The sequence below is a fragment of the Dechloromonas hankyongensis genome, assembly GCF_022012295.1.
GTDB classification, from domain to species: domain Bacteria; phylum Pseudomonadota; class Gammaproteobacteria; order Burkholderiales; family Rhodocyclaceae; genus Azonexus; species Azonexus hankyongensis.
The window spans coordinates 19779-45309 of sequence record NZ_JAKLTN010000006.1; the positions used below are offsets into that span (position 1 = coordinate 19779).

25 protein-coding genes are annotated in these 25531 nt (G+C 64.0%); 10 read left to right on the forward strand and 15 right to left on the reverse strand.

The genetic code is table 11. The annotated features are described in order from the left end of the window. Positions 1–92: 92 nt before the first annotated feature. The 7 genes from LZ012_RS18060 to LZ012_RS18090 all read right to left on the reverse strand — a co-directional run bounded on the left by LZ012_RS18060 (position 93) and on the right by LZ012_RS18090 (position 6348). Entirely contained in the window at positions 93–1343 is a 1251-nt protein-coding gene (locus tag LZ012_RS18060; RefSeq protein WP_275712321.1) for an EAL and HDOD domain-containing protein, read from the reverse strand. 9 nt (positions 1344–1352) lie between these two features. After that, a complete protein-coding gene (locus tag LZ012_RS18065; protein ID WP_275712322.1) occupies positions 1353–2729 on the reverse strand; it encodes a phosphomannomutase/phosphoglucomutase in 1377 nt (458 codons plus the stop codon). 9 nt (positions 2730–2738) lie between these two features. After that, on the reverse strand, positions 2739–3695 hold the full coding sequence (locus LZ012_RS18070) for a YheT family hydrolase (RefSeq protein WP_275712323.1): 957 nt from the start codon (positions 3693–3695) through the stop codon (positions 2739–2741). Continuing rightward, positions 3692–4123 (reverse strand): YybH family protein, encoded by a 432-nt coding sequence (locus tag LZ012_RS18075; RefSeq protein ID WP_275712324.1) that lies wholly within the window; start codon positions 4121–4123, stop codon positions 3692–3694. The genes LZ012_RS18070 and LZ012_RS18075 overlap by 4 nt, the downstream gene beginning before the upstream one ends. Beyond that, positions 4120–5130 carry a lipopolysaccharide heptosyltransferase II gene (gene waaF, locus LZ012_RS18080; protein ID WP_275712325.1) on the reverse strand — a complete coding sequence of 337 codons (1011 nt, stop codon included), beginning with the start codon at positions 5128–5130 and terminating at the stop codon, positions 4120–4122. The genes LZ012_RS18075 and waaF overlap by 4 nt, the downstream gene beginning before the upstream one ends. A 93-nt stretch (positions 5131–5223) precedes the next feature. Further along, positions 5224–5412, reverse strand: a complete 189-nt coding sequence (locus tag LZ012_RS18085) for a zinc-finger domain-containing protein (protein WP_275712326.1) — start codon at positions 5410–5412, stop codon at positions 5224–5226. 15 nt (positions 5413–5427) lie between these two features. Then, complete coding sequence (locus LZ012_RS18090; protein ID WP_275712327.1) at positions 5428–6348, reverse strand: branched-chain amino acid transaminase; 921 nt, start codon at positions 6346–6348, stop codon at positions 5428–5430. 89 nt (positions 6349–6437) lie between these two features. On the opposite strand from LZ012_RS18090, the gene LZ012_RS18095 reads away from it, so the two are divergent. From LZ012_RS18095 to mnmA, 3 genes are read left to right on the forward strand one after another with little or no spacing between them, the layout of a single operon-like run. Beyond that, positions 6438–6887 carry an NUDIX hydrolase gene (locus tag LZ012_RS18095; RefSeq protein ID WP_275712328.1) on the forward strand — a complete coding sequence of 150 codons (450 nt, stop codon included), beginning with the start codon at positions 6438–6440 and terminating at the stop codon, positions 6885–6887. Then, complete coding sequence (locus LZ012_RS18100; RefSeq protein ID WP_275712329.1) at positions 6887–7441, forward strand: hypothetical protein; 555 nt, start codon at positions 6887–6889, stop codon at positions 7439–7441. Before LZ012_RS18095 ends, LZ012_RS18100 begins: the two co-directional genes overlap by 1 nt. Next, a complete protein-coding gene (gene mnmA, locus LZ012_RS18105) occupies positions 7434–8531 on the forward strand; it encodes a tRNA 2-thiouridine(34) synthase MnmA (protein ID WP_275712330.1) in 1098 nt (365 codons plus the stop codon). The genes LZ012_RS18100 and mnmA overlap by 8 nt, the downstream gene beginning before the upstream one ends. On the opposite strand, the gene LZ012_RS18110 is transcribed toward mnmA, so the two are convergent. Together LZ012_RS18110 and LZ012_RS18115 are read right to left on the reverse strand one after the other, a co-directional pair. After that, complete coding sequence (locus tag LZ012_RS18110) at positions 8521–9147, reverse strand: HD-GYP domain-containing protein (RefSeq protein ID WP_275712331.1); 627 nt, start codon at positions 9145–9147, stop codon at positions 8521–8523. The genes mnmA and LZ012_RS18110 overlap by 11 nt on opposite strands. 118 nt (positions 9148–9265) lie before the next feature. Further along, complete coding sequence (locus tag LZ012_RS18115) at positions 9266–9874, reverse strand: glutathione S-transferase (protein ID WP_275712332.1); 609 nt, start codon at positions 9872–9874, stop codon at positions 9266–9268. Positions 9875–9968: 94 nt separating this feature from the next. Between LZ012_RS18115 and purB the strand changes: the two genes are divergently transcribed. The 7 genes from purB to LZ012_RS18150 all read left to right on the forward strand — a co-directional run bounded on the left by purB (position 9969) and on the right by LZ012_RS18150 (position 19587). Then, entirely contained in the window at positions 9969–11336 is a 1368-nt protein-coding gene (gene purB / locus LZ012_RS18120) for an adenylosuccinate lyase (RefSeq protein ID WP_275712334.1), read from the forward strand. A 3-nt stretch (positions 11337–11339) separates the two neighbouring features. After that, positions 11340–11615, forward strand: a complete 276-nt coding sequence (locus LZ012_RS18125) for a zinc ribbon domain-containing protein (protein ID WP_275712335.1) — start codon at positions 11340–11342, stop codon at positions 11613–11615. A gap of 123 nt (positions 11616–11738) precedes the next feature. After that, a complete protein-coding gene (locus LZ012_RS18130) occupies positions 11739–12056 on the forward strand; it encodes a DUF2322 family protein (RefSeq protein ID WP_275712336.1) in 318 nt (105 codons plus the stop codon). Between the two features lie 144 nt (positions 12057–12200). After that, on the forward strand, positions 12201–12656 hold the full coding sequence (locus tag LZ012_RS18135; RefSeq protein ID WP_275712337.1) for a c-type cytochrome: 456 nt from the start codon (positions 12201–12203) through the stop codon (positions 12654–12656). 74 nt (positions 12657–12730) lie between these two features. After that, positions 12731–13426, forward strand: a complete 696-nt coding sequence (locus tag LZ012_RS18140; protein WP_275712338.1) for a cytochrome b/b6 domain-containing protein — start codon at positions 12731–12733, stop codon at positions 13424–13426. 159 nt (positions 13427–13585) lie between these two features. Next, positions 13586–16453 (forward strand): chemotaxis protein CheB, encoded by a 2868-nt coding sequence (locus LZ012_RS18145; protein WP_275712339.1) that lies wholly within the window; start codon positions 13586–13588, stop codon positions 16451–16453. A 116-nt stretch (positions 16454–16569) separates the two neighbouring features. Beyond that, a complete protein-coding gene (locus tag LZ012_RS18150; RefSeq protein WP_275712340.1) occupies positions 16570–19587 on the forward strand; it encodes a PAS domain-containing sensor histidine kinase in 3018 nt (1005 codons plus the stop codon). Here LZ012_RS18150 and LZ012_RS18155 read toward each other — a convergent pair. From LZ012_RS18155 to queA, 6 genes are all read right to left on the reverse strand, one after another. Further along, the gene (locus LZ012_RS18155) at positions 19571–19936 is read right to left on the reverse strand and encodes a hypothetical protein (RefSeq protein ID WP_275712341.1); all 366 of its coding nucleotides are present in this window, start codon (positions 19934–19936) and stop codon (positions 19571–19573) included. The genes LZ012_RS18150 and LZ012_RS18155 overlap by 17 nt on opposite strands. 158 nt (positions 19937–20094) lie before the next feature. Then, positions 20095–21039, reverse strand: a complete 945-nt coding sequence (gene secF, locus LZ012_RS18160; RefSeq protein ID WP_275712342.1) for a protein translocase subunit SecF — start codon at positions 21037–21039, stop codon at positions 20095–20097. 12 nt (positions 21040–21051) lie between these two features. Further along, entirely contained in the window at positions 21052–22926 is a 1875-nt protein-coding gene (gene secD, locus LZ012_RS18165; protein ID WP_275712343.1) for a protein translocase subunit SecD, read from the reverse strand. Positions 22927–22974: 48 nt separating this feature from the next. After that, complete coding sequence (gene yajC / locus LZ012_RS18170) at positions 22975–23301, reverse strand: preprotein translocase subunit YajC (protein ID WP_275712344.1); 327 nt, start codon at positions 23299–23301, stop codon at positions 22975–22977. Between the two features lie 45 nt (positions 23302–23346). Next, positions 23347–24456, reverse strand: a complete 1110-nt coding sequence (gene tgt, locus LZ012_RS18175; RefSeq protein WP_275712345.1) for a tRNA guanosine(34) transglycosylase Tgt — start codon at positions 24454–24456, stop codon at positions 23347–23349. Beyond that, positions 24446–25492 carry a tRNA preQ1(34) S-adenosylmethionine ribosyltransferase-isomerase QueA gene (gene queA / locus LZ012_RS18180; protein WP_275712346.1) on the reverse strand — a complete coding sequence of 349 codons (1047 nt, stop codon included), beginning with the start codon at positions 25490–25492 and terminating at the stop codon, positions 24446–24448. Before queA ends, tgt begins: the two co-directional genes overlap by 11 nt. Positions 25493–25531 lie beyond the last annotated feature (39 nt).

The window sequence follows — 25531 nt, forward strand, 5'->3', positions numbered from 1 at the left end:
AAGTTAGGTGACGAGGCGATTATAGGCGGCGGCCGCGGCGCGATTTGTGGTCCGGCTGTGGCGGTTTTGTAACGACTTGCTTTTGCAACGCTTTACGCCTGCCGTTCCTGGTCGATTTCGTTGGTCCAGCGCAGTGCCTGGGTTTGTGCGCGATTGACCGCCTTCGGGCCGAGTCCCGGCAGCTCGGCGAGGGCCGCGGCCAATTGGGTCAGGTCGCCGTTCTCGCTGCTTTCGCTGATGCGCAGCAAGGCGCCCAGCGGGCCGCTGCCTTCGCACAGGGCGGCGCGGACATCTTCGGCCAGGCCGAGGGGCGTCACGATGTCGGCGATGGTCTGGCCGACCAGGGCCGGCATCAGCGACATGATGCCGGCCATGAAGGCGCGGTCGGCCAGCGCGCCGTCGCCTGGGCTCAATTCACCGGCCAGCAGTTCCATCAGGCGGCCGCGGGTGGCGGCCATGTGCAGCAGCGGATTGCTGCTGGCATTCTGGTTGCCGGCGGCGAAGATCAGCAACTGCAGCCAGCGCTGCAGTTGGCGCCGGCCGAGGACCGTGATGGCGTGACCCACCGAGGTGATGTACTCGGCACAGCCGGCGCCGACCGAGTTGGTCATGCGCAGCAGGTTGATGGTCAGGCCGGGCTCCGGCTTCAGGACAGCTTCCAGTTCGCCGGTGTCGGCATCGCTGACCAGCAGGCTCATCAGTTTCATCATGGACAACTGCGAGTGGTCCAGCTTTTTGCCGGCGATGACGGTCGGTCTGGCGAAGTAATAGCCCTGGAACAGCGAGAAGCCGAGTTCCAGGCAGTGCTCCATCTGCTCGCGGGAATCGACCTTCTCGGCCAGCAACTGCTTGCCCATCGGCTGGAGCTTCATGGTCAGCTGCATCAGCTGGTCACGCGACAGTCGCTGGATATCGACCTTGACGATTTCGACCAGGGCGAGCAATTCGGCGAATTCGGGTTCGAGCTGGATGACGTCGTCGAGGGCCAGCGTGAATCCGGCGGCCTTCAGCGCATGGCAGCGCTCGATCACGGCCGGGGTCGGGCGAACGGTTTCGAGAATTTCCAGCACGACGGCATGGTGCGGCAGCAGTTCGACCATGTCGCTGAACAGGAACTGCTCGTCGACATTGATGAAGCCGCGGTGCTGGCCGAGCGCCGCTTCGACCCCCAGTTCGGTAAAGGCGTTGGCGATGACGGTCGCCGTCGCCTGCACGTCATCGGTTACTTCGGCGAAGTTGCGGTGGCCGTTGCGGAATAGCAGTTCGTAAGCGAACAGCCGCTGTTCACGATCCAGGATCGGTTGGCGTCCGAGAAAAAGCTGGTCGGCGGCTGCTTCACTCACGAAAATTCCTTAAAACGGTAGCTGAATTCCTGGCCACACGGCATTGAGCGCCTGCCGGAAGCCGCTCTGGATACGTTCCAGGGCAGCCGCATTGTCGGCTTCAAAACGCAGCACGACGACCGGCGTGGTGTTCGACGGGCGGGCCAGCCCGAAGCCGTCAGCGTACTCGACCCGGACGCCGTCGATTGTGATGATTTCCTCGGCGCCGGCGAATTTCCCGTCGGCCTTCAGCTTGTCGATCAGCGTGAAGGGTTCGCCTTCGGCCATCTTGATGTTCAGTTCCGGGGTGGACGGTGCGTTGGGCAGGTTCTTCAGCACCGGGTTGGCGTCGGCCGCCTTGCTCAGGATTTCCAGCAGGCGGGCGCCGGTGTACAGGCCGTCGTCGAAGCCGTACCAGCGTTCCTTGAAGAAGGTGTGGCCGGACATTTCGCCGGCCAGCGGGGCGCCGGTTTCCTTGAGCTTGGCCTTGACCAGCGCGTGGCCGGTATTCCACATCAGCGGCACGCCGCCGTGCTGCTTGATCCACGGGGCGAGGAGCCGCGTGCATTTGACGTCGTAGATGACCTGGCCGCCCGGCACGCGCGACAGCACGTCGGCGGCGAACAGCATCAGCTGGCGATCCGGGAAGATGATTTCGCCGTCCTTGGTCACCACGCCGAGGCGGTCGCCGTCGCCGTCGAAGGCGATGCCGATTTCGGCGTCGGTTTCCTTCAGCGCCTTGATCACATCGGCCAGGTTTTCCGGCTTGGACGGGTCCGGGTGGTGGTTCGGGAAATTGCCGTCGACTTCACAGTAGAGCGGCACGATGTCGCAGCCGAGGCGCTTGAACAGTTCGGGGGCGATGGCGCCGGCGACGCCGTTGCCGCAGTCCATGACGATCTTCATCGGGCGGGCCAGCTTGACGTCGCCGACGATCTTCTCGACATAGGCGGCGGTGATGTCGGCGCTGCGCCGTTGGCCCTGGCCGTGCTTCAGGTTGCCGGCCTCGATGCGCTTCTTGAGGTCCTGGATGGCATCCAGCGCCAGCGTCGTGCCGCCGATGACCATCTTCAGGCCGTTGTAGTCCGGCGGATTGTGGCTACCGGTGACCGAGACGCAGGAGTGGCAGCCCAGTTCATAGGCGGCGAAGTAGGTGAGCGGGGTCGGCACGCAGCCGACATCGATGGCGTCAACGCCGGCGGCACAGATGCCGTCCATCAGCGCGCCGGCCAACTCGGGGCCGGACAGGCGGCCGTCACGGCCGACGGCGATGGCTTTCTGGCCTTGTTCGACGGCCAGCGAACCGAGCGCGTGGCCCACCTGGCGCACCACATCGGCGGTCAGCGATTTATTGACGATGCCCCGGATGTCGTAGGCCTTGAATATTTCGGCAGGGAGTTGGCTCATGATGTGTGATTATGACGTTTCGGAAATGAAGAAGTGTAAGAGCCTTTGCGGCAGCCAGTCCAGATTTCCCGGGAAGGCGCCGCTGACGAAGCCGACGTGGCCACCGGTGGCGGGCTGCTCGAGGCGGACTGTGCGGCTGATGTCGGCCGCGCCGGGGAGCGCGGCGGCGGGCAGAAAGGGATCGTTTTTCGGATTGACCACCAGGGCGGGAACGGCGATGGCCTTCAGCCACGGCTTGGCCGACGAGCGCGCCCAGTAGTCGTCGGCGCCGGCAAAGCCATGCACCGGCCCGGTGACGGCATCGTCGAATTCCCACAGGTTGCTGGCCCGGTGCATGCGTTCGGGATCGAAGAGGCCGGGAAAGCGCTGCAGGCGGGCGGCCGAGCGGGCCTTCAGGGTGTCGAGGAAATGCCGGGTGTAGAGGCGGTTGAAGCCGCGGGCCAGATGGTGGCCGCAGGCGGCGAGGTCGAGCGGGGCGCAGATGCCGGCGACGCCGCTGACCAGCTCGCCGGCTTTCTGGCCTTGTTCGCCGGCCCATTTGAGCAGTGCGTTGCCGCCCAGCGAAATGCCCGCCACGTGCAGGTGCCGGCCGCCATTGCCGCCGTGCAGGCGGCGCAGGATCCAGTCGATTTCCGCCGTATCGCCCGAATGATAGGCGCGCGGCCGGTGATTCAGCTCGCCGGAGCAGCCGCGGAAGTGCGGCACGGCCAGGCGCCAGCCGATCTGCCGGCAGGCATGGGCGGTGGACAGCGCGTAGTGGCTGCGGGCGCTGCCCTCGAGGCCATGGAAAAGCACCAGTAGCGGTGCTTCGGCCGAGCCGTCGAGGTGATCGACATCGATGAAGTCGCCGTCCGGGGTGGTCCACCGCTCGCGCCGCAAGGGGATGTGCCGGGGCTTGATGAGGAGCGGCCACAGGGTCTGGGCCTGGCCGCCGGGGAGCCAGCCGGGGGCGCTATAGGGTCTCAATGCAGGGTGTGCGGCACGGCGTCGGCCATGGCCTGATGGCCGTCGTCGGCGGCCGAGGCGTGCCGGCTGACCAGGCGCCAGCCATGGGCGCCGCGGACATAGACATGGGTGACGTGGAGCGGCCCGTGCGGGCTGGGGTCGTCGCCGACGAACAGGACTTCGGTCAGGTGGTGGATGGCCATCACCGTGCCGTGCCAGTGGGCGACCGATTCCGGCTGGACCTTGATCTTGGCGCTGGCGAAGATGCTGCGCCAGCTTTCGCGGATCGGCGCTTCGCCGAGTAGGCGGACGCCGGTCGGATGGACGCAGACGGTTTCCTCGTCCTCGGCCCACACCAGCATCAGCAGGTCGGCATCGCCGTGGGCGATGGCGTCGTAGAAGGCGTGCTCGACATCGTCCGGCGACGCGAAGTGGCCCGGTTTGCTCATGGCGAGATCCATTTCCGGCAGTGTTCAAAAACCAGCCCGGGAGTCATTTTGTTCAGGCAGTCGAGGTGGCCGAGCGGGCATTCGCGCTTGAAGCAGGGGCTGCACTCGAGATTCAGGCTGACGATGTCGGCCCGCTCGGACAGCGGCGGCGTGAAGCCGGGCGACGACGAGCCGTACAGCGCGACGATGGGGCGGTCGAGGGCGGCGGCGACGTGCATCAGGCCGGAGTCATTGCATACCACCAGATCGGCCAGTGCCAGCAGGTCGACCGCCTGGCCGAGCGTGGTGGCGCCGCACAGGTTGCGGCACAGGCCGGGGGCGAGCTGCGATATTTCTTCGGCAACGGCATGATCCTTGGGCGAACCGAACAGCCAGATGGCGCAGCCCTGTTCGGCCAAAGCCTTGGCCAGCGTGGCGAAATGGGCAGCCGGCCAGCGCTTGGCCGGGCCGTATTCGGCACCGGGGCAGAAGGCGACGATGCGCGCGGGTTTTTCGAGGCCGAGTTCGGCCAGGGTACGCTGCTGGTCGGCCTGGCTGGAGCGGATGCGCGGGTGGGCGATCGGCTGGGCCGGCGGCGTGCCCGGCATTTCGGCCAGTTGCATGAAGCGCTCGACCATCATCGGCAGGGCCTGCTTGTCGAGGGTGTGGCGGATGTTGATCAGGCCGTAACGCGATTCGCCGGTAAAGCCGACGCGTTGCGGAATGCCGGCCAGCCACGGCACGAGAGCCGATTTGAGCGAATTGGGCAGGACGTAGACCGCGTCATAGCCGCGCGCGGCCAGCTGGCGGGCCAGGCGCCAGCGCGCCTTCAGCGACAACTGGCCGTGCCCGAACGGGCTGTCGATCACGTCGCGGATTTCCGGCATGCGCTGCAGAACCGGAACCACCCAGCGCGGCGCCAGGGCATCGAGCTGCAGACCGGGATGGCGGGCGGCCAACCGCGCGAACAGCGGTTGCGCCATGATGGTGTCGCCGATCCACGAGGGGGCGACGATGAGAGCTTTCATTTAGCTATTAGGATCGAGTTGCCGAGGATCGAGTAAGCAAGCGCGGGGCGCTTTTGCCTTTACCCGATCCTAACAGCTAGGCAACCAAGTTGCTCAGTGGTGTCCCTTCGGAGCTTCGCCCGTCAGGACGTACTTGGCGCTGCAGTACGGGCAGGTCACTTCGCCGGTCTTCACCACGTCGAGGAAAACGCGCGGGTGCTGGCTCCACAGCGGCGCATTCGGCGTCGGACAGTGCAGCGGCAGGTCGTGGGCGGTGACTTCAATGGTCTTTTGGTCGGACATGGTGTTCTCCCTGGATTAGACGGTGGCCAGCCAGTCGGCATGGGCAGCGGAGCGGCCATAGACCACGTCGAAATACTTTTCCTGCAGCGCCTTGGTGATCGGGCCGCGGTGGCCGACACCGATCTGGCGGTTGTCGAGTTCGCGGATCGGCGTCACTTCGGCGGCGGTGCCGGTGAAGAAGGCTTCGTCGGCGCAATAGACTTCGTCGCGGGTGATGCGCTTTTCGATGACTTCGATGCCCAGTTCGCCGGCCAGTTGCATGACCGTGGCGCGGGTGATGCCTTCGAGGCAGGCGGTCAGGTCCGGCGTGTACAGCTTGCCGTTCTTGACGATGAACAGGTTCTCGCCGGCGCCTTCGCAAGCGTAGCCTTCCGGATCCAGCAGCAGGGCTTCGTCGTAGCCGTCAGTGGTCGCCTCGTTGTTGGCGAGGATGGAGTTCATGTAATTGCCCGACGCCTTGGCGCGCACCATGGTGATGTTCACATGGTGGCGGGTGTAGGACGAGGTCTTGATGCGGATGCCGCGCTGCATGCCTTCCTCGCCGAGGTAGGCGCCCCACGGCCAGGCGGCGATGATGACGTGCACCTTGGCGCCCTTGGGCGAAACGCCCATCTTTTCCGAGCCGTAGAAGGCGAGCGGGCGGAGATAGCCGGACTCGAGCTTGTTGGCGCGGATGACTTCCTTCTGCGCCTCGTTCAGTTCCTCGGCGGTGTAGGGCATCTGCATCTGGAAGATGTGGGCCGAGCGGAACAGGCGCTCGGTGTGCTCCTTCAAACGGAAAATCGCGGTGCCGCGTTCGGTCTTGTAGGCACGGACGCCCTCGAATACACCCATACCGTAGTGCAGGGAGTGGGTGAGGACGTGGGTGGTCGCTTCGCGCCAGGGCACGAGCTTGCCATCCTGCCAAATAAAACCGTCGCGATCCGACATGGACATGGTGATTCTCCGTGTTGCCGTATGTAAAAGCCCATAATTCTAGCCCAATTCAGACGGTAAAATAACGGTTTTGCCGTTTGAGCACTGCCATGGTTTGGAAGCCCCACGTTACCGTCGCCGCCGTCGTCTATCGCGACGGCAAGTTCCTGTTGGTCGAGGAAGAAACCGAGGCCGGCCTGGCCTTCAACCAGCCGGCCGGCCACCTCGAGGAAGACGAGCCGCTGGTCGATGCCGTGGTCCGCGAAGCGCTGGAAGAGACCGCTTACCATTTCAAGCCGACGCATCTGGTCGGTATTTATCACTGGAAGCATCCGACCAAGGAAGACACGACCTACCTGCGCTTCGCCTTTGCCGGCGAACTGCGCGGCTTCGAGGCCGACCGCAAGCTGGACGACGGTATCGTCGCCGCTCGCTGGCTGACGCTGGACGAGGTCAAGGCGACGCAGGAACGCCATCGCAGCCCGCTGATCCTGCGTTGTTGCGAGGATTTGCTGGCCGGCAAGCGTTACCCGCTCGATCTGCTGGTGCACTACGGCTGATGCTGCGCTGGGGGTGGCTGCTCCTCGCCGGCCTGTCCGGCGGCCTGTGGGCCGACGAGTCGGTGCGCGTCTGCCACGGCTACGGCTGCAACTTTCAGGTGGCGGTCCGCTACACCGAGGGGCAACTCGGCCAGATCCGCCGGATGCTGCTGGCAGCGACCGATGCGGCGACGGAACGCAGCGTGCTGGCGGTGGCGATCGGCCGTCTGTATGGCTGGGCGGGCGAACAGTCGGACATTCATAACGACCGTGGCGGCAATTACGCGGACGACAACGTCTCGGGCAAAATGGATTGCATCGACCACTCGACGTCGACCACCCGTCTGCTGCATTTGCTGGCGCGGCGCGGTTATCTGCGCTGGCACCGGGTCCTCGAGACGGATAGCCGCAATTTTGCCGGCATCGTGCCGGTGCATTGGTCGGCGGTGATTGAAGAAAAACGTGATGATGAACACCGACGCTTCGTGATCGATAGCTGGTTCGTCGATAATGGTCAGCCGGCGGTGATTCTGCCGCTGGACGAATGGAAGAAAGGGGCTGGGCCCGATGTCTAAGAAAACGGTGGTCGTCGGCTTGTCCGGCGGCGTGGATTCCTCGGTTGCCGCGCTGTTGCTGAAGCAGCAGGGCTGGAACGTGATCGGCCTTTTCATGAAGAACTGGGAGGACGACGATACCGAAGAGTATTGCTCGTCGCGCCAGGATTTGATCGACGTGATGAGCGTCGCCGACCGTATCGGCATCGACGTCGAGGTGGTCAATTTCGCTGCCGAATACCGGGAGCGCGTGTTTGCCGAATTCCTGCGCGAATACCAGGCCGGGCGGACGCCGAATCCGGACATCCTGTGCAATTCCGAAATCAAGTTCAAGGCCTTCCTCGATCATGCGCTGAAGCTCGGCGCCGACAAGATCGCCACCGGCCACTATGCCGGGGTGCGCGAATTCAACGGCGAATTCCAGTTGCTCAAGGCCGAGGACGGCACCAAGGACCAGAGCTATTTCCTCTATCGCCTGAACCAGGCGCAGCTGTCGAAGACCTTGTTCCCGCTGGCCGATCTCTACAAGCGCGACGTGCGCAAGATGGCCGAGGCCGAGGGCCTGCACGTCGCCGCCAAGAAGGATTCGACCGGCATCTGCTTCATCGGCGAGCGGCCGTTCAAGGATTTTCTGTCGCGCTACCTGCCGCCGAAGAAGGGCGAAATCCGCCGTCTCGACGACGGCAAGGTGCTCGGCGAGCACGACGGCCTGATGTACCACACGCTGGGCCAGCGCAAGGGCTTGCAGATCGGCGGCGTCAAGGAAAAGGGGCTGCCCGGCGGCGGCGATCACGACGCCTGGTTCGTCGCCGGCAAGGACATGGACAAGAACGTGCTCTACGTCGTGCAGGGCCACGATCATCCGGCGCTACTTCGCGGCGACCTGGTGGCCGAGCAACTGAGCTGGGTGTCGCACAAGGCGCCGCATACGCACTGGGTGTATACCGCCAAGCCGCGCTACCGGACGGCCGACCAGCCGTGCGAAGTCGAGCGCGTCGATGCCGAAACCTGCCAAATCAATTTCGCCGAGCCGCAGTGGGCGCTCACCCCGGGGCAGTCGGTCGTGCTCTACGAGAGCCGCGTCTGCCTGGGCGGCGGCATCATTCGCTGAAGGGTTTGTCCTGGCCGGCCCGCATGGCCGATTTTTCGATGACGGCGCCGAAGGCGTGGATCAGGTCGGGGTCGTGCTTGGTCCCCGATTCGCTGGCCAGGATGTCCATCACTTCCTGATGGTCGCGGGCGTTGTGGTACGGGCGGCGGGCGATCATCGCGTCGTAGCTGTCGGCGATCGAGATGATGCGCGAATCGAGCGGGATGGCGCTGCCCTTCAGGCGATCCGGGTAGCCTGAGCCGTCGTAGTGTTCATGGTGGTGACGCACGGTGCGGGCAATGCCGCTGGCACGGCCGCCGTTGATGGCGAGGACGATCTGTTCGCCGATCAGCACGTGCTGCTTCATGCACTCCCATTCGGCCGCTTCGAAGGCGGCCGGTTTGCGCAGTATGGTGTCGGGTATGCCGATTTTCCCCAGGTCATGGAAGCGGGCGCTCAAGGCCAGCTCTTCGAGTTCCGCGGTAGTCAGCCCGATGTGCATACCCAGTTCAGCGGCTAGCTGGACGACGCGGTCGCAGTGGATGCGGGTGTAATGGTCGCGGGCGCCGAGCGCCACACTCAGTGCATGGGCAATCTTGTCGACCGGGGAGCTGTCGTCGGCGGGCGGGTTCAGCATGCCGGAGGTCCTTTTCTCGTGAAGGATACGTTAGACAGACCACAGAACGGGACTAAGGTTCATGTCCCGGTAATAAAAAAGGCGCCAGCGGCGCCTTGTTTGCAGCAGCAAGCCCGGTTTATTCGTGTGGAACGGTGTCGGCAAAGGCAGGGCGCTGCATCAGCTTGTCGTACAGCTTGGCCAGGTTGGGGTGGGCGGCCTGCCATTCGATGGCCGGGAAGCGGAAGCACAGGTAACCGAGCGCCGTGCCGACCGCGATGTCGGCCATCGAGATATGGGTGCCCATGCAGAAGGCGGTGTCGCCCAGTTCTTTCGCCATGAATTCGAGGCTGCGGGCGATCTTGGCGTGCTGGCGTTCGATCCAGCTGGCGCTGCGTTCCTTGGCCGGGCGCTTGCCCTCGAGCAGGGCGGCGACGGCGGCGTCGCACAGGCCGTCGGCCAGGGCTTCCCAGCGCTTCACTTCGATCCGCTCGCGGTTGGGGGCTGGGAACAGCTTGTTGTTCGGGGTGACGTTGTCGATGTATTCGACGATGACACGCGAATCGAACAGCGGCGTTTCGTCGTCGAGCATCAGGACGGGGACCTTGCCCAGCGGATTGATGTCCGGCACCTTGCTGCCCTCGGCCCAGGGCGAGTCGATCACGAACTCGTATTCAATCTTCTTTTCGGCCAGCACGACACGCACTTTGCGCGTGTAGGGGCTGGTGTGGGAGCCGATCAGCTTCATCGCAAGCTCTCTGGTTTGGGGACTTCGATTATAGCGTATGGGCAGTACCGGACGGGGAAGGTAAAATTACCGGCTTATTGAAAAGGATGTGCATATGACCTTCGATCCCTTGACTGCCCTTTCCCCGCTCGACGGCCGCTATGCCGGCAAGGTTGACGCCCTGCGCGAGCATTTTTCCGAGTTCGGCCTGATCCGCGCCCGCCTCAAGGTGGAGATCGAATGGCTGAAGGCGCTGTCCGCCGAGCCGCATTTCGCCGAAATCGCCGCCTTCTCGCCGGCCACCGTGGCCGAACTGGACGCCCTGGTCGCCAACTTCGGGCCGGAACAGGCGGCCGAGGTGAAGGCCATCGAAGCCACCACCAACCATGACGTCAAGGCGCTGGAATACTGGATCAAGGACAAGACCAAGGCCAATGCCGAGGTGGTCAAGGTCAGCGAATTCATTCACTTCGCCTGCACCTCCGAGGACATCAACAACCTGTCGCACGCCCTGATGTGCCAGGGCGCCCGCCAGCAGGCCATGCTGCCGACACTGGACAAGGTCATTGCCAAGCTGGTCGAACTGGCCCACGCCTACGCCGACATCCCGATGATGAGCCGCACGCATGGCCAGCCGGCGACGCCGTCGACCATGGGCAAGGAAATGGCCAACACCGCCTACCGCCTGCAGCGCGCCCGCGCCCACATCGCCGCCGTCGAACTGCTCGGCAAGATCAACGGTGCGGTCGGCAACTACAACGCCCACCTCGCCGCCTACCCCGGCTACGACTGGGAAGGCTTCGCCAAGCGCTTCGTCGAATCGCTCGGCCTGACCTTCAATCCCTACACCATCCAGATCGAGCCGCACGACGCGCTGGCCGAACTGTTCGACGCCTTCGCCCGTGCGAACAGCATTTTGGTGGATCTCGACCGCGACGTCTGGGGCTACATCTCGCTCGGTTTCTTCAAGCAGAAGGTCAAGGCCGGCGAAATCGGCTCGTCGACCATGCCGCACAAGGTCAACCCGATCGACTTCGAAAACTCCGAAGGCAACTTCGGCCTAGCCAATGCCATGCTCAAGCACCTCGCCGAAAAACTGCCGATCTCCCGCTGGCAGCGCGACCTGACCGATTCCACCGTGCTCCGCAACATGGGCGTCGGCCTCGGCTATGCGCTGCTCGGCTATGACTCGCTGTTGAAGGGCCTGGGCAAGCTGGAAATCAACGCCGACCTCATGAAGGCCGATCTCGACGCCAACTGGGAACTGCTCGCCGAGCCGATCCAGACCGTGATGCGCCGCTACGCCGTGCCGAATGCCTACGAGAAACTCAAGGAACTGACCCGCGGCACCCGCGTCTCACGCGACGGCATGCAGGCCTTCGTATCCACGCTCGACATTCCGGAAGCTGCCAAGGCCGAGCTGCTCAAGCTGACGCCGTGGGATTACACCGGCAAGGCAGCCGAACTGGCCAAGCGCATCTAAGCCATGCAGTGCGCCAAATGCGGCCAGGAAGTGCCGGCCGACGCCATCTACTGTCCGCATTGCACCGGCGACCGGAAAACCACGGATCGCGAAGTGATCCGTGGCGGTATCCGGGGTGGCGCGATCGGCCTGTTCCTCGGCATGTTGCCGACGGTCTGGCTGCTCTTCCAGTTCGGCGCCGAGCGCGGCATCAAGGCCATCGCCTTTGCCGTGCCGATCGCCACCTTCACCACCGGGCTGATCATCGGCCTGGTCAAGGCCAAGCGCGATTGGAAATGAGGGGCTGGTTGCTAGTGGTTAGTTGCTAGCTACTAGCAAAACCAAACGCCAACGACGCCCAGCCGACTCATTTCCATACCAGGCACACTAATAACCAACGACCAACTATTAGCAACTATCAACATGTCTTTCGCTGAAAATCTGAAGAAACTGCCGGGCATCTCGCATCTGGCCGCCATCAACCTTCTCGACGCCGACGGCAACGTCGCGGCCACCATCGAGAACAAGGCCGGTAGCCAGGGTTCCCTGGCCGTCTACAACCACCTGGCGCAGACCTACGGGTCGATCAACGCCGAAGCGGCCAAAAAGGGCCTGGAAATCTTCGCCGAACATACCGAGGACGAGCGCGCCAATCCGGGCAAACATCCGAACATCGCCCGCCTGCTGGCCATCGAATCCGGCGCCCCGGCGCTGCGCGTCAAGCACGTTTTCGCGGTGTGACACCCGCTCGGTGACCGCGGTCACCGACGTGCCGCGAGGGGCTGATAGAGTGCCATCCTCGGCCGCGGGCAAAAGTATTTTGGAATAATTCCCGGTCGACCCGCGTATACCCCTCGTGTCCAACCCAATAACGGAGAAAAATCGATGAAATCCAAGCTCTTGCTGTCCCTGCTCGCCCTGACCCTGGCCGGCACCGCGGCCGCCCAGGTCAAGCCGGAAGACGCCATCAAGTTCCGCCAGTCCGGCTACGCCTTCATGTCCTGGAACATGCAGCGCATCAAGGCCAACGTCGAAGGCCAGTACAACAAGGACGAAGTGATCAAGGCGGCCACTGCCATCCAGGCTATCGCCAACTCCGGCATGGGCGCCCTCTACCTGCCAGGCACCGACCACGGCAAGGGCTGGGAAGAAACCCGCGTCAAGCCGGAGCTGTTCACCAACAAGGAAGGCGTCGGCAAGGTGGCGGGCGCCTTCGTCAAGGAAGCCAACGAAATGGCCAAGGTCGCCGCTGCCGGCGATGCGGCTGCCAGCAAGGAGCAGTTCGGCAAGCTGAGCGGCACCTGCAAGGGCTGTCACGACGATTTCAAGATCAAGAAATAAGCTACCATCTCCCGGCAGCAAATCGACAGGCGCCGCAAGGTGCCTGTTTTGTTTCAACGATACGAAGGATATCCATGAACGGCAAACAGGTCCGGGTCCTGGTCTGGGACTGGCCGACCCGGCTTTTTCACTGGCTGTTGGCGGTCAGCGTCGTCGCCGCCATCGTCAGCGGCGAAGTGGGCGGTTCGCTGATCGAATGCCACGGCCGCATCGGCCTGTTCATCGTCGGCCTGCTGGCCTTCCGCCTGGCTTGGGGCGTGGTCGGCTCGACCTATGCCCGGTTCGGCCATTTCTTCCCGACGCCGGCTAAAATTCGGGCCTACCTGCAGGGCGACTGGCGCGGCCATGGCCACAATCCGCTCGGCGCCTTTTCGGTCTTCGCGCTGCTCGGGGTGCTCGTCATCCAGGTCGGCACCGGCCTGTTCGCCAACGATGACATCGCCTTCTCCGGTCCGCTGTCCAGCCTGGTCGAACTGGCTGTCAGCAACCGGCTGACCGGCCTGCATCACCTGTCCGGCAAGGTCTTGCTGCTGCTCATCGGACTGCACGTCGGGGCCATTGCCTTCTATTTCCGGATCAAGAAAGACAATCTGGTCAAGCCGATGCTGACCGGCTGGAAGGACGCCGACCACGGCGTATCGGCCACTGGCGGCGGCCTGCCGGCACTGCTGCTGGCGCTGGCCGTGGCGCTCGGCGCCGTCTATGGCGCCAGCGGCCTGTGGCTGCCCGAACCGCCGCCCGCACCGGCGGCCGAAACGCCAAACTGGTAAGGGAAAGGAAACCTCCTTCGCCAGAAACGATGCAGTATCATGCGCGGACTCGTTCGCCCTCCGCAGATCGGTAATTCGCGCATGTCCCCTCACAAACCCAAGGCATCGGCAGGAAGCACCGCTCCGTCCGGTCGGAAAACCACACCGACGAAAGAAGGTGTGACGCCGTCATTTCCCGTCGTCGGCATGGGGGCTTCGGCCGGTGGCCTGGATGCCTTCGAACAATTCTTCCAGCACCTGTGCGCCGACAGCGGCATGGCTTTTGTGGTGGTTCAGCATCTTGATCCCGCCCACGCCAGCCTGTTGGTCGAAATCCTGCAACGGAGCACGCCGATGCTGGTGCTGGAAGCGGTGGACCAGTTGCCGGTGGTGCCCAACCGGGTCTACGTCATACCGCCCAACCGCGACATGATCATCGCCAACGGGGTGCTGCAGCTGAGCATTCCAGACCTGCCGCACGGACAGCGCATGCCAGTCGACACCTTCCTGTGCTCGTTGGCCGAGGAGTGCGGTAACCAGGCCATCGGCATCGTGCTGTCCGGTACCGGTACCGACGGCACCCATGGCTTGCAGAAGATCCGTGATGCCGGCGGCATGTCACTGGTGCAGGAGCCGGACACGGCCAAATTCGGCGGCATGCCGAGCCGGGCCATTCAGGCCGGCTCGGCCAGCCATGTGCTGCCGGTCGAACAGATGCCGGCGCTGTTGCTGGCCAGCCGGGGCGCCGCGGGCCCCGTTCCGGAAATGCCGCCGCGGCCGGACAGGGCGGGCAATATCAACCGCATTCTGCAGTTATTGAGCGCGGCCAGCGGCCATGACTTTTCGCTGTACAAGAAAAGCACCATCGGCCGCCGTATCGAGCGCCGCATGGCGCAGCACGACATTCACGACATCGAGGCGTATGCCCGCTACCTGAAGGAACAGCCGGGCGAACTGCAAGCGCTGTTCAAGGAATTGCTGATCAACGTCACCAGCTTCTTCCGCGATGCCGAGGCCTTCGACGTGCTGAAGCAGGAAATCCTGCCCCAGCTGTTCGCCGACAAGCCGGAGGATTATGTGTTCCGGGCATGGGTGGCGGGCTGCGCGACCGGCGAGGAAGCCTATTCGCTGGCCATCCTGCTGCACGAATATATGGACGAGTCGCAGCGCAGCTTCAAGGTCCAGCTCTACGCCACCGATCTCGACGACGAAGCGATCAACCATGCCCGGGCCGGCGTCTATCCGCTCAATGTCGCGCAGGACGTGACGGCGGAGCGGCTGCGCCGCTTCTTCGTCAAGGAAGACGGGCGCTACCGGATCCGCAAGGAAATCCGCGAGATGGTGGTGTTCGCAGTCCAGAACGTGATCAAGGACCCGCCGTTTACCCGCCTCGATCTGCTTTGCTGCCGCAACCTGATGATTTATCTGGAAACGGAATTGCAGAACCGGCTGATTCCGGCCTTCCACTACGCACTGCGGCCGGGCGGCGTGCTGTTCCTTTCCCCGTCGGAAAGCATAGGCAACCATCCGGAACTGTTCGAGGCGCAAAACCGCAAATGGAAGTTCTACCGCGCCACCCATTTCCCCCCCGCCAGCCAGGCGGTCATGACGCAAGGCCGGGCCTGGTCCGTCGACTACAGCCGGCATGCCACAGAGGACACAATGAAACGAGCCAAGGAAACCAATTTCGCTGAAATGGCCCGGCGAACCTTGCTGCAATCCTATGCGCCCGCTTCCGTAGTCACCGACCGCAAGGGCAATATCCTCTATGTGCACGGCGATACCGGCCCCTATCTGCGTCCGGCCCCCGGCCAGGCCTCGCTGAGCGTCATCGACATGGCGCGCGACGGATTGCAGCTGGAACTGCGCGGGGCATTGCAGACGGCGGCCTCGGGCGGCGCCACGCTCGACCGGATGGCTTCGATCAAGAACAAGGACAGCTTGCAGAATGTCAGGTTCAGCGTCCGGCCACTGGTCGATCCGGTGGCCGGCGAGGACTTCCTGCTGGTCAGCTTTCAGGAAGTGGCGGATGACGCGCCGAAAAAGACCGGCCGGGGCAAAGGAGCGGCCTTGCCCGCCGAGTTGCAACGGATCGGCGAGCTGGAGCGCCAGCTGGCCTACACCCGGGAGGGGCTGCAGGCCACCATCGAGGAACAGCAGGCGTCCAACGAAGAGCTGAAATCGTCCAACGAGGAACTGCAGTCCACCAACGAGGAGCTGCAATCGACCAACGAGGAACTGGAAACCTCCAAGGAAGAGCTGCATTCGCTCAATGAAGAGCTGATCACGGTCAACAACGAATTGCAGAGCAAGATCGAGCAGTTGGCCGACATGCAGAACGACATGAAGAATCTGCTCGACAACATCAGCGTTGGCACCGTTTTCCTCGACCAGCACCTGGTGATCCGGCGCTTTACCCGCGAGGCGCAGCGCGTCTATCGCCTGGTCGCGTCCGACGTCGGCCGGCCGCTGGGCGACATCAAGTCCGACCTGGTGGTCGACGACCTGCTGGCCGAGGCGCAAACCGTGCTCGATTCGCTGGTTCCCTGCGAACGCGAGGTGCGCACGCTGGGCGATGCCACCTATCTGGTGCGTATCCAGCCTTACCGGACGCTGGACAATGTCATCGAGGGCGTCGTCCTGACCTTCACCGACATCAGCCGGCGCATCGAGGCGGAAGAGGCGGGGCGCGCCGCCCGCGACCTCGCCGAGGCCATCGTCGACACCGCGCGCGAGCCGCTGCTGGTGCTCAATGGCAAATTGGAGGTGATCAGTGCCAGCCGCTCGTTCTACCGCCATTTCAAGGTTGTTCCGCAGGAAACCGTCGGGCGTTCGGTCTACGCTCTGGGCAACGGCAAATGGGCCATTCCGGCACTCGCCGAGTTGCTGGAAACGGTGCTGCCGCGCGACCGCAGTGTCGAGGGCTATGTCGTCGACCACGATTTCCCCGGCATCGGGCATCAAAAAATGCTGCTCAATGCCCGCCGCCTTGCCGGGGAAGCGGGACAGCCGTCGATGATCCTATTGGCCATGGAAAGCATCGACTGAGAATTTTTTTTGGAATGTTTTCATGGGGAACGGGGTGCCTGTTTGCCATCTCCTGTCATGTCAAGGCAATTCTGGACAACATGGCCCCGGTTTCCTTGTAAATAGCGAGCGAACCCATGGCTGACGAACCGTCATTGCGATCCGAAGCGGAAGCCCGGTTGGGCGGCTTGCCGGCGGACCCCGCGTCGCCGGACGGTGATGCCCGTCTGGTGCACGAACTGCAGGTGTACCAGATCGAACTGGAGATGCAGAACGAGGCGCTGCGCCAGACGCAAATCACCCTCGAAGAGTCGCGCGACCGCTATGTCGATCTGTACGAGTTCGCCCCGGTCGGCTACGTCACGCTCGGCGCTGGCGGGATGATCGCCCGGATCAACCTGACGGGCGCCGCCTTGCTTGGGGTCGAGCGTCAAAAGCTGTTGCACAAGCGTTTCCAGGCATTGGTCGATACGGCCGATCGCGATTCCTGGCAGCAGCATTTCGTCCAGGCGATGAGAACCATGGACCACGGCAGCGTCGAAGTGCTCATCCGGCGCGGCGATGGCAGCGCCTTCGATGCCCTGGTCGAGTATCGGTGGGAAAGCGGCCGGGCCGGCATTGGCGAGTCCGGTCTGCGCCTGGCCATCAGCGATATCAGCCGGCGCAAGGCAGCCGAACGCGAGTTGCGGTACAGCAAGGAACGGCTGGAGCAGCAGGTGACCGAGCGCACGGCGGAACTGGTGCAGGTGGCCGAGAACATGCGCCAGTTCATCAAGCAGGCGCCGACGGGTATCGCCATGTTCGATACCGACATGAACTACCTGGCGACCAGCGATCGCTGGCTGGCCGACTACGGCGGCGGCCATGCCGAACTGGTCGGCAACAACCACTACGCCCTGTTCCCCGATTTGCCGCCGTCCTGGCGCAGCACCTGCGAGCGGGGGCTGGCCGGCGAAACCATCAAGAACGACGAAGACCTCTGGTATCAGCCGGACGGCCGCAAGCGCTGGTCGCGCTGGGCCGTGCTGCCGTGGCGCCAGCACAATGGCGCGATCGGCGGCATCATCATTTCGGCCGAGGACATCAGCCAGCGCAAACAGGCCGAGGAAGACCTGCGCGAGAGCGAGGCGCGCTTCCGGGCCACTGCCGATGCGGCGCCGGTGTTGATCTGGGTGACGGGTACCGACCAGTCATGCACCTGGGTCAACCAGCGCTGGCTGGAATTCACCGGCCGCCAGATGGGGCAGGAATTGGGTCCGGGTTGGCTCGATGGCGTGCATCCCGACGATGTGGCGCGCTACCTGTCCGGTTTCGACGACGCCTTCAACCGGCGCGAGGTGTTCGAAATGGAATACCGCCTGCGCAACGGGCAGGGCGAATACCGTTGGCTGATCGACCGCGGGGTGCCCCATTACGGGCCGGGCGGCGAGTTCGTCGGCTATATCGGCTGCTGCATCGACAATACGACGCGCAAACTGGCCGAGCAGGATCTCGCCGTGGCCAAGGAAGCCGCCGAGCAGGCCAACCAGGCGAAGTCGATTTTCCTGGCCAACATGAGCCACGAAATACGCACGCCGCTCAACGCCATCATCGGCCTCGGCCACCTGCTCCGCCGCCATATCGCCGATCCGGCCCAGCGCCAGCGGCTCGAGCAGTTGTGCGCCAGTTCCGACCATCTGCTGGCCATCATCAACGACATCTTCGATTTGTCGAAAATCGAGGCGCATACGCAGTTGATCGATCTAGCCGATTTCCGGCTTGCCGATGTGCTCGGCAAGGTCGAGCGCATCGTCGCCGAGCAGGCGCAGGAAAAGGGGCTGGCCTTCGTCATCGACGTCGAGCCGCCGCTGCGGACCGTCGCGCTGCGCGGCGATGTGCTGCGCCTGACCCAGGTGCTGGTCAATCTGTGCGGCAACGCCGCCAAATTTACCGACCAGGGCCAGGTTCGCCTGAGCATTGCCAGTCAGGCCGAGGACGAAGCCGCAGTCACGCTGCGTTTCGCCGTCGAGGACACCGGTATCGGGATTGCGCCGGCTGACCTGCAGCAGTTGTTTCAGCCGTTCACTCAGGTCGACAGCTCGTTCACCCGCGAACGCGGCGGCACCGGCCTCGGCCTGGCGATCAGCCAGCATTTGGTCGGCATGATGGGCGGAGCGATCAAGGTCGATAGCGAACTCGGTGCCGGCAGCTGTTTTTCCTTCGCGCTGACCTTGCCGCGTGCGGCCGCCGAGATGGCCGAAGCCGACCGGCCGGCGGGCAGTGTCGAGCGTCTGGATTTCCAGGGACGGCGCATCCTGTTCGCCGAGGACCATCCCTTGAGCCAGGAAATCCTGTTCGACATGCTCGAAGAGCTTGGTTGCGAGGTCGATGTCGCTTCGGACGGGGTCGAAGCGGTCGATTCCGCGCAGGCGCGCCCCTATGACCTGATCCTGCTCGACATGCAGATGCCGCGCCTGAACGGCCTGGCCGCCACCCGGGCCATCCGGGCGCTGCCGGCGCACCAGGCGACGCCGATCATCGCGCTGACCGCCAACGCCTTTGCCGAAGACAAGAAACGCTGCCTGGAGGCCGGCATGAACGGCCACCTCAGCAAACCGGTGACGCCGGCCGCCCTGGCCACGGCGCTGAGCCAATGGCTGCCTTTTCAGCGCCTGCCCGGCGAGGAGCCATCCGCCGGCGACAACGAATTGAGCCGTGCCCTGGCCGGCATTGCCGGGCTGGAGGCGCCCGCGGCCTTGGCCGACGCGGCGTCGCAACTCGACTACTGCGCCTTGCTCAAGCGCTTCATCACCCTCCACCGGCAGGATTTCGCGCCCTTGCGCCAGCATCTGGCCGACGGCGACCACGAGGCCGCGCATGGCGTGGCCCATCAGATGAAAGGGATCGCCGGGCTGCTCGGCGCCAAGCGCATCGAATCGCTGGCTACCGAAATCGTCATCGGCTTGCGTACCGAAGTCGATGCCGACACCCTGGCCGGCCTGGTTGATACCTGCGAAAGCGAATTCGCCAGGCTGGCCGAAGCTGTCCTGACCCTGCCGGCTCCCCCCCCCGGCCGGCACCCTAGGCGCGCTGGGCAGCGGGGCCGGCAGGCGCAAAAAAGCCGGCACATGGGCCGGCTTTGCTCGGCGTTGAGGCCGCTTACTGGACCGGCGTAATGACCGCTTCCTCGATCAGCAGCGGGTAGCTGTAGCCCATGCCGAAGTCGCGGTTCAGCGTCACCTTGCCGACGATCTTGACGGTCTGCCCGACGGCAGCGGTCTGCTTGCTGGTGACGATCAGGTTGTTGGTGGTGGCGTCGCCGGTGCCGTCCTGCACATGCACGAAATTGCGCTGCATGATGCCGTTGTTGACCTTGACGACCTTGCCCTGGGCGGCGATTTCCTTGCCCGCCAATGCGGCCTTTTCCTTGTTGATCGATTCGACCGACTTGACGGCGGGATCGGCGGCAAAGGCGCTGCCGGCCATCAGGAAACCGGCAAAGGCGAGGGCGATGATTTTGTTCATCGGGTGAAGCTCCAGTGGGTGAAAGGTATTGAGTATCCGCCCCGCCTGCTGGCGCGTCAATCGTGCTTCCGCCCTAGCTTGCCCGGTCGCCCTTGCCGCTCACAAGCATAAAAAAGGAGCCGTATCGGCTCCTTTTTTGGGTGACGGGCGGCGCTCGCTTAAACGACAGCGCCTTCCTCGTTGGCGCCTTCGACGACCTTCTTCTGCTTGATGAACTGCTCGCGCGAGACGCCCAGCCACATGACCAGCGGGCTGGCGACCAGTACCGACGAATAGATGCCGAAGCAGATGCCGATGGTCAGCGCCATGGCGAAGTAGTGCAGGGTTTCGCCGCCGAAGATCAGCATCGACAGCACCATCAGCTGCGTACAGCCGTGGGTGATGATCGTCCGGCTGATGGTGCTGGTGATGGCGTGGTCGAGGACTTCCGGCGTGCTCAGGCCGCGCACCTTCTTGAAGGTTTCGCGGACGCGGTCGAAGACGACGACCGACTCGTTGACCGAGTAGCCGAGCACGGCGAGTACCGCAGCCAGCACCGATAGCGAGAATTCCCACTGGAAGAAGGCGAAGAAGCCGAGGATGATCACCACGTCGTGCAGGTTGGCGATGATGGCCGACACCGAAAAACGCCATTCGAAGCGGAAGGCGAGGTAGATGACGATGCCGATGACGACCAGCAGCAGCGCCATGGCGCCGTTCTCGGCCAGTTCCTTGCCGACCTGCGGGCCGACGAACTCGACGCGCGACAGGGCGGCGCCCGGGGCGTCGGCTTCCAGCGCCTTCATGACCGTTTCGCCGAGTTGCGAGGTGTTCTGGTCGCCCTTGAGCGGCAGGCGGATCATGACGTCCTGCGACGAGCCGAAGTTCTGCACCGAGTAGTCGGAAAAGCCCGATTTGCCCAGTGCGCCGCGGATCTTCTCGAGGTCGGCCGCCTGCTGGTACTTGACCTCGACCAGCGTGCCGCCGGTGAATTCGACCGACAGGTGCAGGCCCTTGGTGAACAGGAAGACGACGGCGAGGACGAAGGTGACGAGCGAGATGACATTGAACGTCAGCGCATGGCGCATGAACGGAATGTCTTTTTTGATACGGAAAAATTCCATGTCGGTGTTTCCTTATTTCTGGGCGCCGGCGGTGACGCCGGGCTTCCATACTTGGCCGATGGCGACCTTGGTCAGCTTCTTCTGGCGGCCGTAGATCAGGTTGACCAGGGCGCGCGAGACGACGACCGACGAGAAGATCGAGGTCAGGATGCCCAGGCAGTGCACCACGGCGAAGCCGCGCACCGGGCCGGAGCCGAAGATGAGCAGGGCGAGGCCGGCGATCAGCGTGGTGATGTTGGAGTCCAGGATGGTGCCGAAAGCGCGCTCGTAACCTTCCGAAATGGCCGCCTGCGGCGGCATGCCGGCACGCAGTTCCTCACGGACCCGCTCGTTGATCAGCACGTTGGCGTCGATGGCCATACCGAGCGTCAGTGCGATGGCGGCGATGCCGGGCAGAGTCAGCGTGGCCTGCAGCAGCGACAGGATGGCGACCAGGAACAGCAGGTTGGAGGCCAGGGCGAGCACCGAGACGACGCCGAACATCTGGTAGTAGAGGATCATGAACACGGCGATGGCGGCGAAGCCCCACATCGTCGAGTGGAAACCCTTCTGGATGTTCTCGGCGCCGAGCGACGGGCCGATGGTGCGTTCCTCGATGATGTCCATCGGTGCGGCCAGCGAACCGGCGCGCAGCAGCAGGGCGGTGTCGTTGGCTTCGGAGGTCGTCATGCGGCCGGAAATCTGCACGCGGCCGCCGCCGATTTCGGTCCGGATGACCGGCGCGGTGATGACTTCGCCCTTGCCCTTCTCGATGAGCAGGATGGCCATGCGCTTGCCGACGTTTTCGCGGGTGATGTCCTTGAAGATGCGGGCGCCGGCCGAGTCGAGGTTGAGGTGGACGGCCGGTTCCTGCGTCTGGTTGTCGAAGCCGGGCTGGGCGTCGTTGAGGCGGTCGCCGGTCAGCACGACCTGCTTCTTGACGAGCAGCGGCTGGCCGCCGCGTTCGCTATAGACTTCGGTGCCGAACGGCGGGTTGCCGGCCAGTGCGGCGTCCAGCGCGCCCGGCGTGTCGTCGACCATGCGGATTTCCAGGGTCGCGGTGCGGCCGAGGATGTCCTTTGCCTTGGCGGTGTCCTGAACGCCCGGCAGCTGGACGACGATACGGTCCTGGCCCTGCTGCTGGATCACCGGCTCGGCGACGCCGAGTTCGTTGATCCGGTTGTGCAGGGTGGTGATGTTCTGCTTCAGCGCGAATTCGCCGATCTTCTGCTGGGCTTGGGGCTTCAGCGTGGCGACCAAGCGTGGTTCGCTGGCGTCGCCGGATTCGACCACCAGCAGATCGGGCTGGCTGTCGGAAATGGCGATGCGCGCCTTGCCTTGCGTGTCGGCGTCGCGGAACTTGATGACGATGCGGTCGCCTTCGCGATTGACGCCGCCATGGCGCAGGTTCTTGTCGCGCAGGATGGTGCGCAGGTCGGCCGAGGTCGAATCGAGGCGCTTGGTCAGCGCGCCCTTCATGTCGACCTGGAGCAGGAAGTGCACGCCGCCGCGCAGGTCGAGGCCGAGGTACATCGGCAGCGCGTGCAGCGAGGTCAGCCATTGCGGCGAGGCGGCCAGCAGGTTGAGGGCGACGACGTATTGCGGGTCGGCGGCATCCGGGTTGAAGGTCTTTTCCAGGATATCCTTGGCCTTCAACTGGGTGTCGGTGTCCTTGAAGCGGGTTTTGACGCCGTTGAAGTCGAGCTGGATGCCGTCATGGGCGATGCTCGCCGACTTGAGGGCTTCTTCGACGCGGCTTTGCGTCTTCTGATCGACCTTGAGCGTGGCTTTGGCGCTCGAAACCTGCACCGCCGGCGATTCGCCGAAGAAGTTGGGCAGGGTGTAGACGAAGCCGAGCACCAGCGCGATGGCGACGGTGATGTACTTCCAGAGGGGGTAGCGATTCATGGTGGCTTTAATGCGAAAAAGGCGGCCAGCGGCCGCCTTCTGGGGTGATTACAGCGACTTCAGCGTGCCCTTGGGCAGAACCAGGCCGATCGACGGCTTTTGCACGACGACTTCGGTGCCTTCGGAAATTTCCACGTTGACGTAGTTTTCGCCAACCTTGGTCACCTTGCCGACGATGCCACCCTGGGTGACGACTTCATCGCCCTTGGCCAGGCCGGAGAGCAGGGCCTTGTGTTCCTTGGCCTTCTTCATCTGCGGGCGGATCATCAGGAACCACAGCACGACGAACATCAGGATCATCGGCAGCAGCTGCATGAAGCCGCTGGTCGGGTCGGCAGCGGCGCCAGCGGTTTGGGCGTGGGCAAGACTGATCATTGTTGTAACTCCGGATTTGCTTGTAAGTCGAAACGACGGATTCTATCACCCGCCTGTGGAACGGTCGCGGGCAAAGGCGGCGGACCATTCGGTCAGGCTACCGGCCTCGATGGCGGCGCGCATCTCGGCCATGATGGTCTGATAGAAGTGCAGGTTGTGGATGGTGTTGAGCATGCCGCCGAGAATTTCGCCGCAGCGGAACAGGTGATGCAGATAGGCGCGGCTGAACTGGGTACAGGTGTAGCAGGTGCAGGACGGGTCGAGCGGGCCGGTGTCGGTCTTGAAGCGGGCATTCTTGATCTTGATGTCGCCGAAGCGGGTGAACAGGTGGCCGTTGCGGGCGTTGCGCGTCGGCATCACGCAGTCGAACATGTCGATGCCGCGCTTGACGGCGAAAACTAGGTCTTCCGGCGTGCCGACGCCCATCAGGTAGCGCGGCTTGTGGGCCGGCATTTTCGGCGCGACGTGGTCGAGGATGCGCGCCATGTCTTCCTTCGGCTCGCCGACCGACAGGCCGCCGATGGCCATGCCGTCGAAGCCGATGTTGTCCAGCCCGGCCAGCGATTCGTCGCGCAGGTCTTCGTACATCCCGCCCTGGACGATGCCGAACAGCGCATTGCTGTTTTCCAGCTTGTTGTGCTCGTCGCGCGAACGCTGCGCCCAGCGCATCGACAGGCGCATCGACTTGGCCGCCTCGTCGCGGGTGGCCGGGTAGGGCGTGCATTCGTCGAAAATCATGACGATGTCGGAATTCAGCACGTGCTGAATCTGCATCGAGATTTCCGGCGACAGGAAGAGCTTGGCGCCGTCGTGCGGCGACGAGAACTTGACGCCTTCCTCGGTGATCTTGCGCAGGGCGCCGAGCGAGAAGACCTGGAAGCCGCCGGAATCGGTCAGGATGGGCTTCTGCCAGTTCATGAAGTCGTGCAGGCCCTTGTGGGCGTGGATGACGTCCATGCCCGGGCGCAGCCACAGGTGGAAGGTGTTGCCCAGGCAGATCTGGGCGCCGATGTCGTTCAGCGACTGTGGCGTCATCGCCTTGACCGTGCCGTAGGTGCCGACCGGCATGAAAACGGGGGTCTGCACCACGCCGTGGTTCAGGGTCAGCGTGCCGCGGCGGGCGGCGCCGTCGGTTTTCAGGAGTTCAAACTGCATTGGTCTTTTCCAGGAGCATGGCGTCGCCATAGCTGAAGAAGCGGTAGCGCTCGGCCACCGCGTGGGCGTAGGCGGCACGGATGTTGTCGTAGCCGGCGAAGGCCGAAACCAGCATGAGCAGCGTCGATTTCGGCAGGTGGAAATTGGTGATCAGGCGGTCGACCACCTTGAAGCGGTAGCCGGGGGTGATGAAGATGCTGGTTTCCGCCTCGCCGACCCGCACCGTGCCGTCTTCATGGGCTGCCGATTCGAGGGCGCGCAGGCTGGTCGTGCCGACGGCGATGACGCGGCCACCGGCCGCCCGTGTGGCAGCGATGGCGTCGGCCGTAGATTGCGGAATGTCGAAGCGCTCGCTGTGCATGCGGTGGTCGGCGATTTTCTCGACGCGCATCGGCCGGTAAGTGCCTGCGCCGACGTGTAGGGTCAGGAAGGCGGTATTGATGCCCTGGGCGCGCAGTGCATCGAGCATGGCTTCGTCGAAATGGAGGCCGGCGGTCGGCGCGGCGACGGCGCCCGGCTCGCGGGCATACACGGTCTGGTAGCGCGTCTCGTCGGCGCCTTCGGCCGGATGTTCGATATAGGGCGGCAGCGGCAGCTTGCCGTACTGCTCGGCAACTTCCCAGAAATCGTCGTGGTCGACCAGTTCCAGCGCGAAGAAATCGCCGTCGGTGCCGGCCCGGCCGGTCATGCGGACGGTGAAGGCATCGGCCAGCGTGAGCAGGGAATCCGCCTTCGGCGCCTTGCTGGCGCGGATCTGGCAGATGGCGTGCGTCGCATCAACGATGCGCTCGAGCATGATCTCGACTTGGCCGCCAGTTTCCTTGTGGCCGAAAAAGCGCGCCTTGATGACCCGAGTATCGTTGAAAACGAGCAGGTTGCCGGCACGCAGAAAATCCGGCAGGTCGGCGAAACGGCGGTCAGCCAGCTGCGCGCCGGCAACGTGCAGCAGCCGACTGCCGCGCCGTTCGGCGGCGGGGTGCTGGGCGATCAGTTCGGACGGGAGGGGGAAGTCGAAGTCGTCGACGGTCAGTGACATGGCCGTTTTTGTGCGTACCAACAAAAACGGCCTTCCCTA

Bases quoted from the DNA above. Each gene is read 5' to 3' on its own strand.
- LZ012_RS18065 (WP_275712322.1), bottom strand. From the start codon at position 2,729: ATGAGCCAACTCCCTGCCGAAATATTCAAGGCCTACGACATCCGGGGC.
- LZ012_RS18075 (WP_275712324.1), bottom strand. From the start codon at position 4,123: ATGAGCAAACCGGGCCACTTCGCGTCGCCGGACGATGTCGAGCACGCC.
- waaF (WP_275712325.1), bottom strand. From the start codon at position 5,130: ATGAAAGCTCTCATCGTCGCCCCCTCGTGGATCGGCGACACCATCATG.
- LZ012_RS18085 (WP_275712326.1), bottom strand. From the start codon at position 5,412: ATGTCCGACCAAAAGACCATTGAAGTCACCGCCCACGACCTGCCGCTG.
- LZ012_RS18090 (WP_275712327.1), bottom strand. From the start codon at position 6,348: ATGTCCATGTCGGATCGCGACGGTTTTATTTGGCAGGATGGCAAGCTC.
- LZ012_RS18095 (WP_275712328.1), top strand. From the start codon at position 6,438: ATGGTTTGGAAGCCCCACGTTACCGTCGCCGCCGTCGTCTATCGCGAC.
- LZ012_RS18100 (WP_275712329.1), top strand. From the start codon at position 6,887: ATGCTGCGCTGGGGGTGGCTGCTCCTCGCCGGCCTGTCCGGCGGCCTG.
- mnmA (WP_275712330.1), top strand. From the start codon at position 7,434: ATGTCTAAGAAAACGGTGGTCGTCGGCTTGTCCGGCGGCGTGGATTCC.
- LZ012_RS18110 (WP_275712331.1), bottom strand. From the start codon at position 9,147: ATGCTGAACCCGCCCGCCGACGACAGCTCCCCGGTCGACAAGATTGCC.
- LZ012_RS18115 (WP_275712332.1), bottom strand. From the start codon at position 9,874: ATGAAGCTGATCGGCTCCCACACCAGCCCCTACACGCGCAAAGTGCGT.
- purB (WP_275712334.1), top strand. From the start codon at position 9,969: ATGACCTTCGATCCCTTGACTGCCCTTTCCCCGCTCGACGGCCGCTAT.
- LZ012_RS18125 (WP_275712335.1), top strand. From the start codon at position 11,340: ATGCAGTGCGCCAAATGCGGCCAGGAAGTGCCGGCCGACGCCATCTAC.
- LZ012_RS18130 (WP_275712336.1), top strand. From the start codon at position 11,739: ATGTCTTTCGCTGAAAATCTGAAGAAACTGCCGGGCATCTCGCATCTG.
- LZ012_RS18135 (WP_275712337.1), top strand. From the start codon at position 12,201: ATGAAATCCAAGCTCTTGCTGTCCCTGCTCGCCCTGACCCTGGCCGGC.
- LZ012_RS18140 (WP_275712338.1), top strand. From the start codon at position 12,731: ATGAACGGCAAACAGGTCCGGGTCCTGGTCTGGGACTGGCCGACCCGG.
- LZ012_RS18150 (WP_275712340.1), top strand. From the start codon at position 16,570: ATGGCTGACGAACCGTCATTGCGATCCGAAGCGGAAGCCCGGTTGGGC.
- LZ012_RS18155 (WP_275712341.1), bottom strand. From the start codon at position 19,936: ATGAACAAAATCATCGCCCTCGCCTTTGCCGGTTTCCTGATGGCCGGC.
- secF (WP_275712342.1), bottom strand. From the start codon at position 21,039: ATGGAATTTTTCCGTATCAAAAAAGACATTCCGTTCATGCGCCATGCG.
- secD (WP_275712343.1), bottom strand. From the start codon at position 22,926: ATGAATCGCTACCCCCTCTGGAAGTACATCACCGTCGCCATCGCGCTG.
- yajC (WP_275712344.1), bottom strand. From the start codon at position 23,301: ATGATCAGTCTTGCCCACGCCCAAACCGCTGGCGCCGCTGCCGACCCG.
- tgt (WP_275712345.1), bottom strand. From the start codon at position 24,456: ATGCAGTTTGAACTCCTGAAAACCGACGGCGCCGCCCGCCGCGGCACG.
- queA (WP_275712346.1), bottom strand. From the start codon at position 25,492: ATGTCACTGACCGTCGACGACTTCGACTTCCCCCTCCCGTCCGAACTG.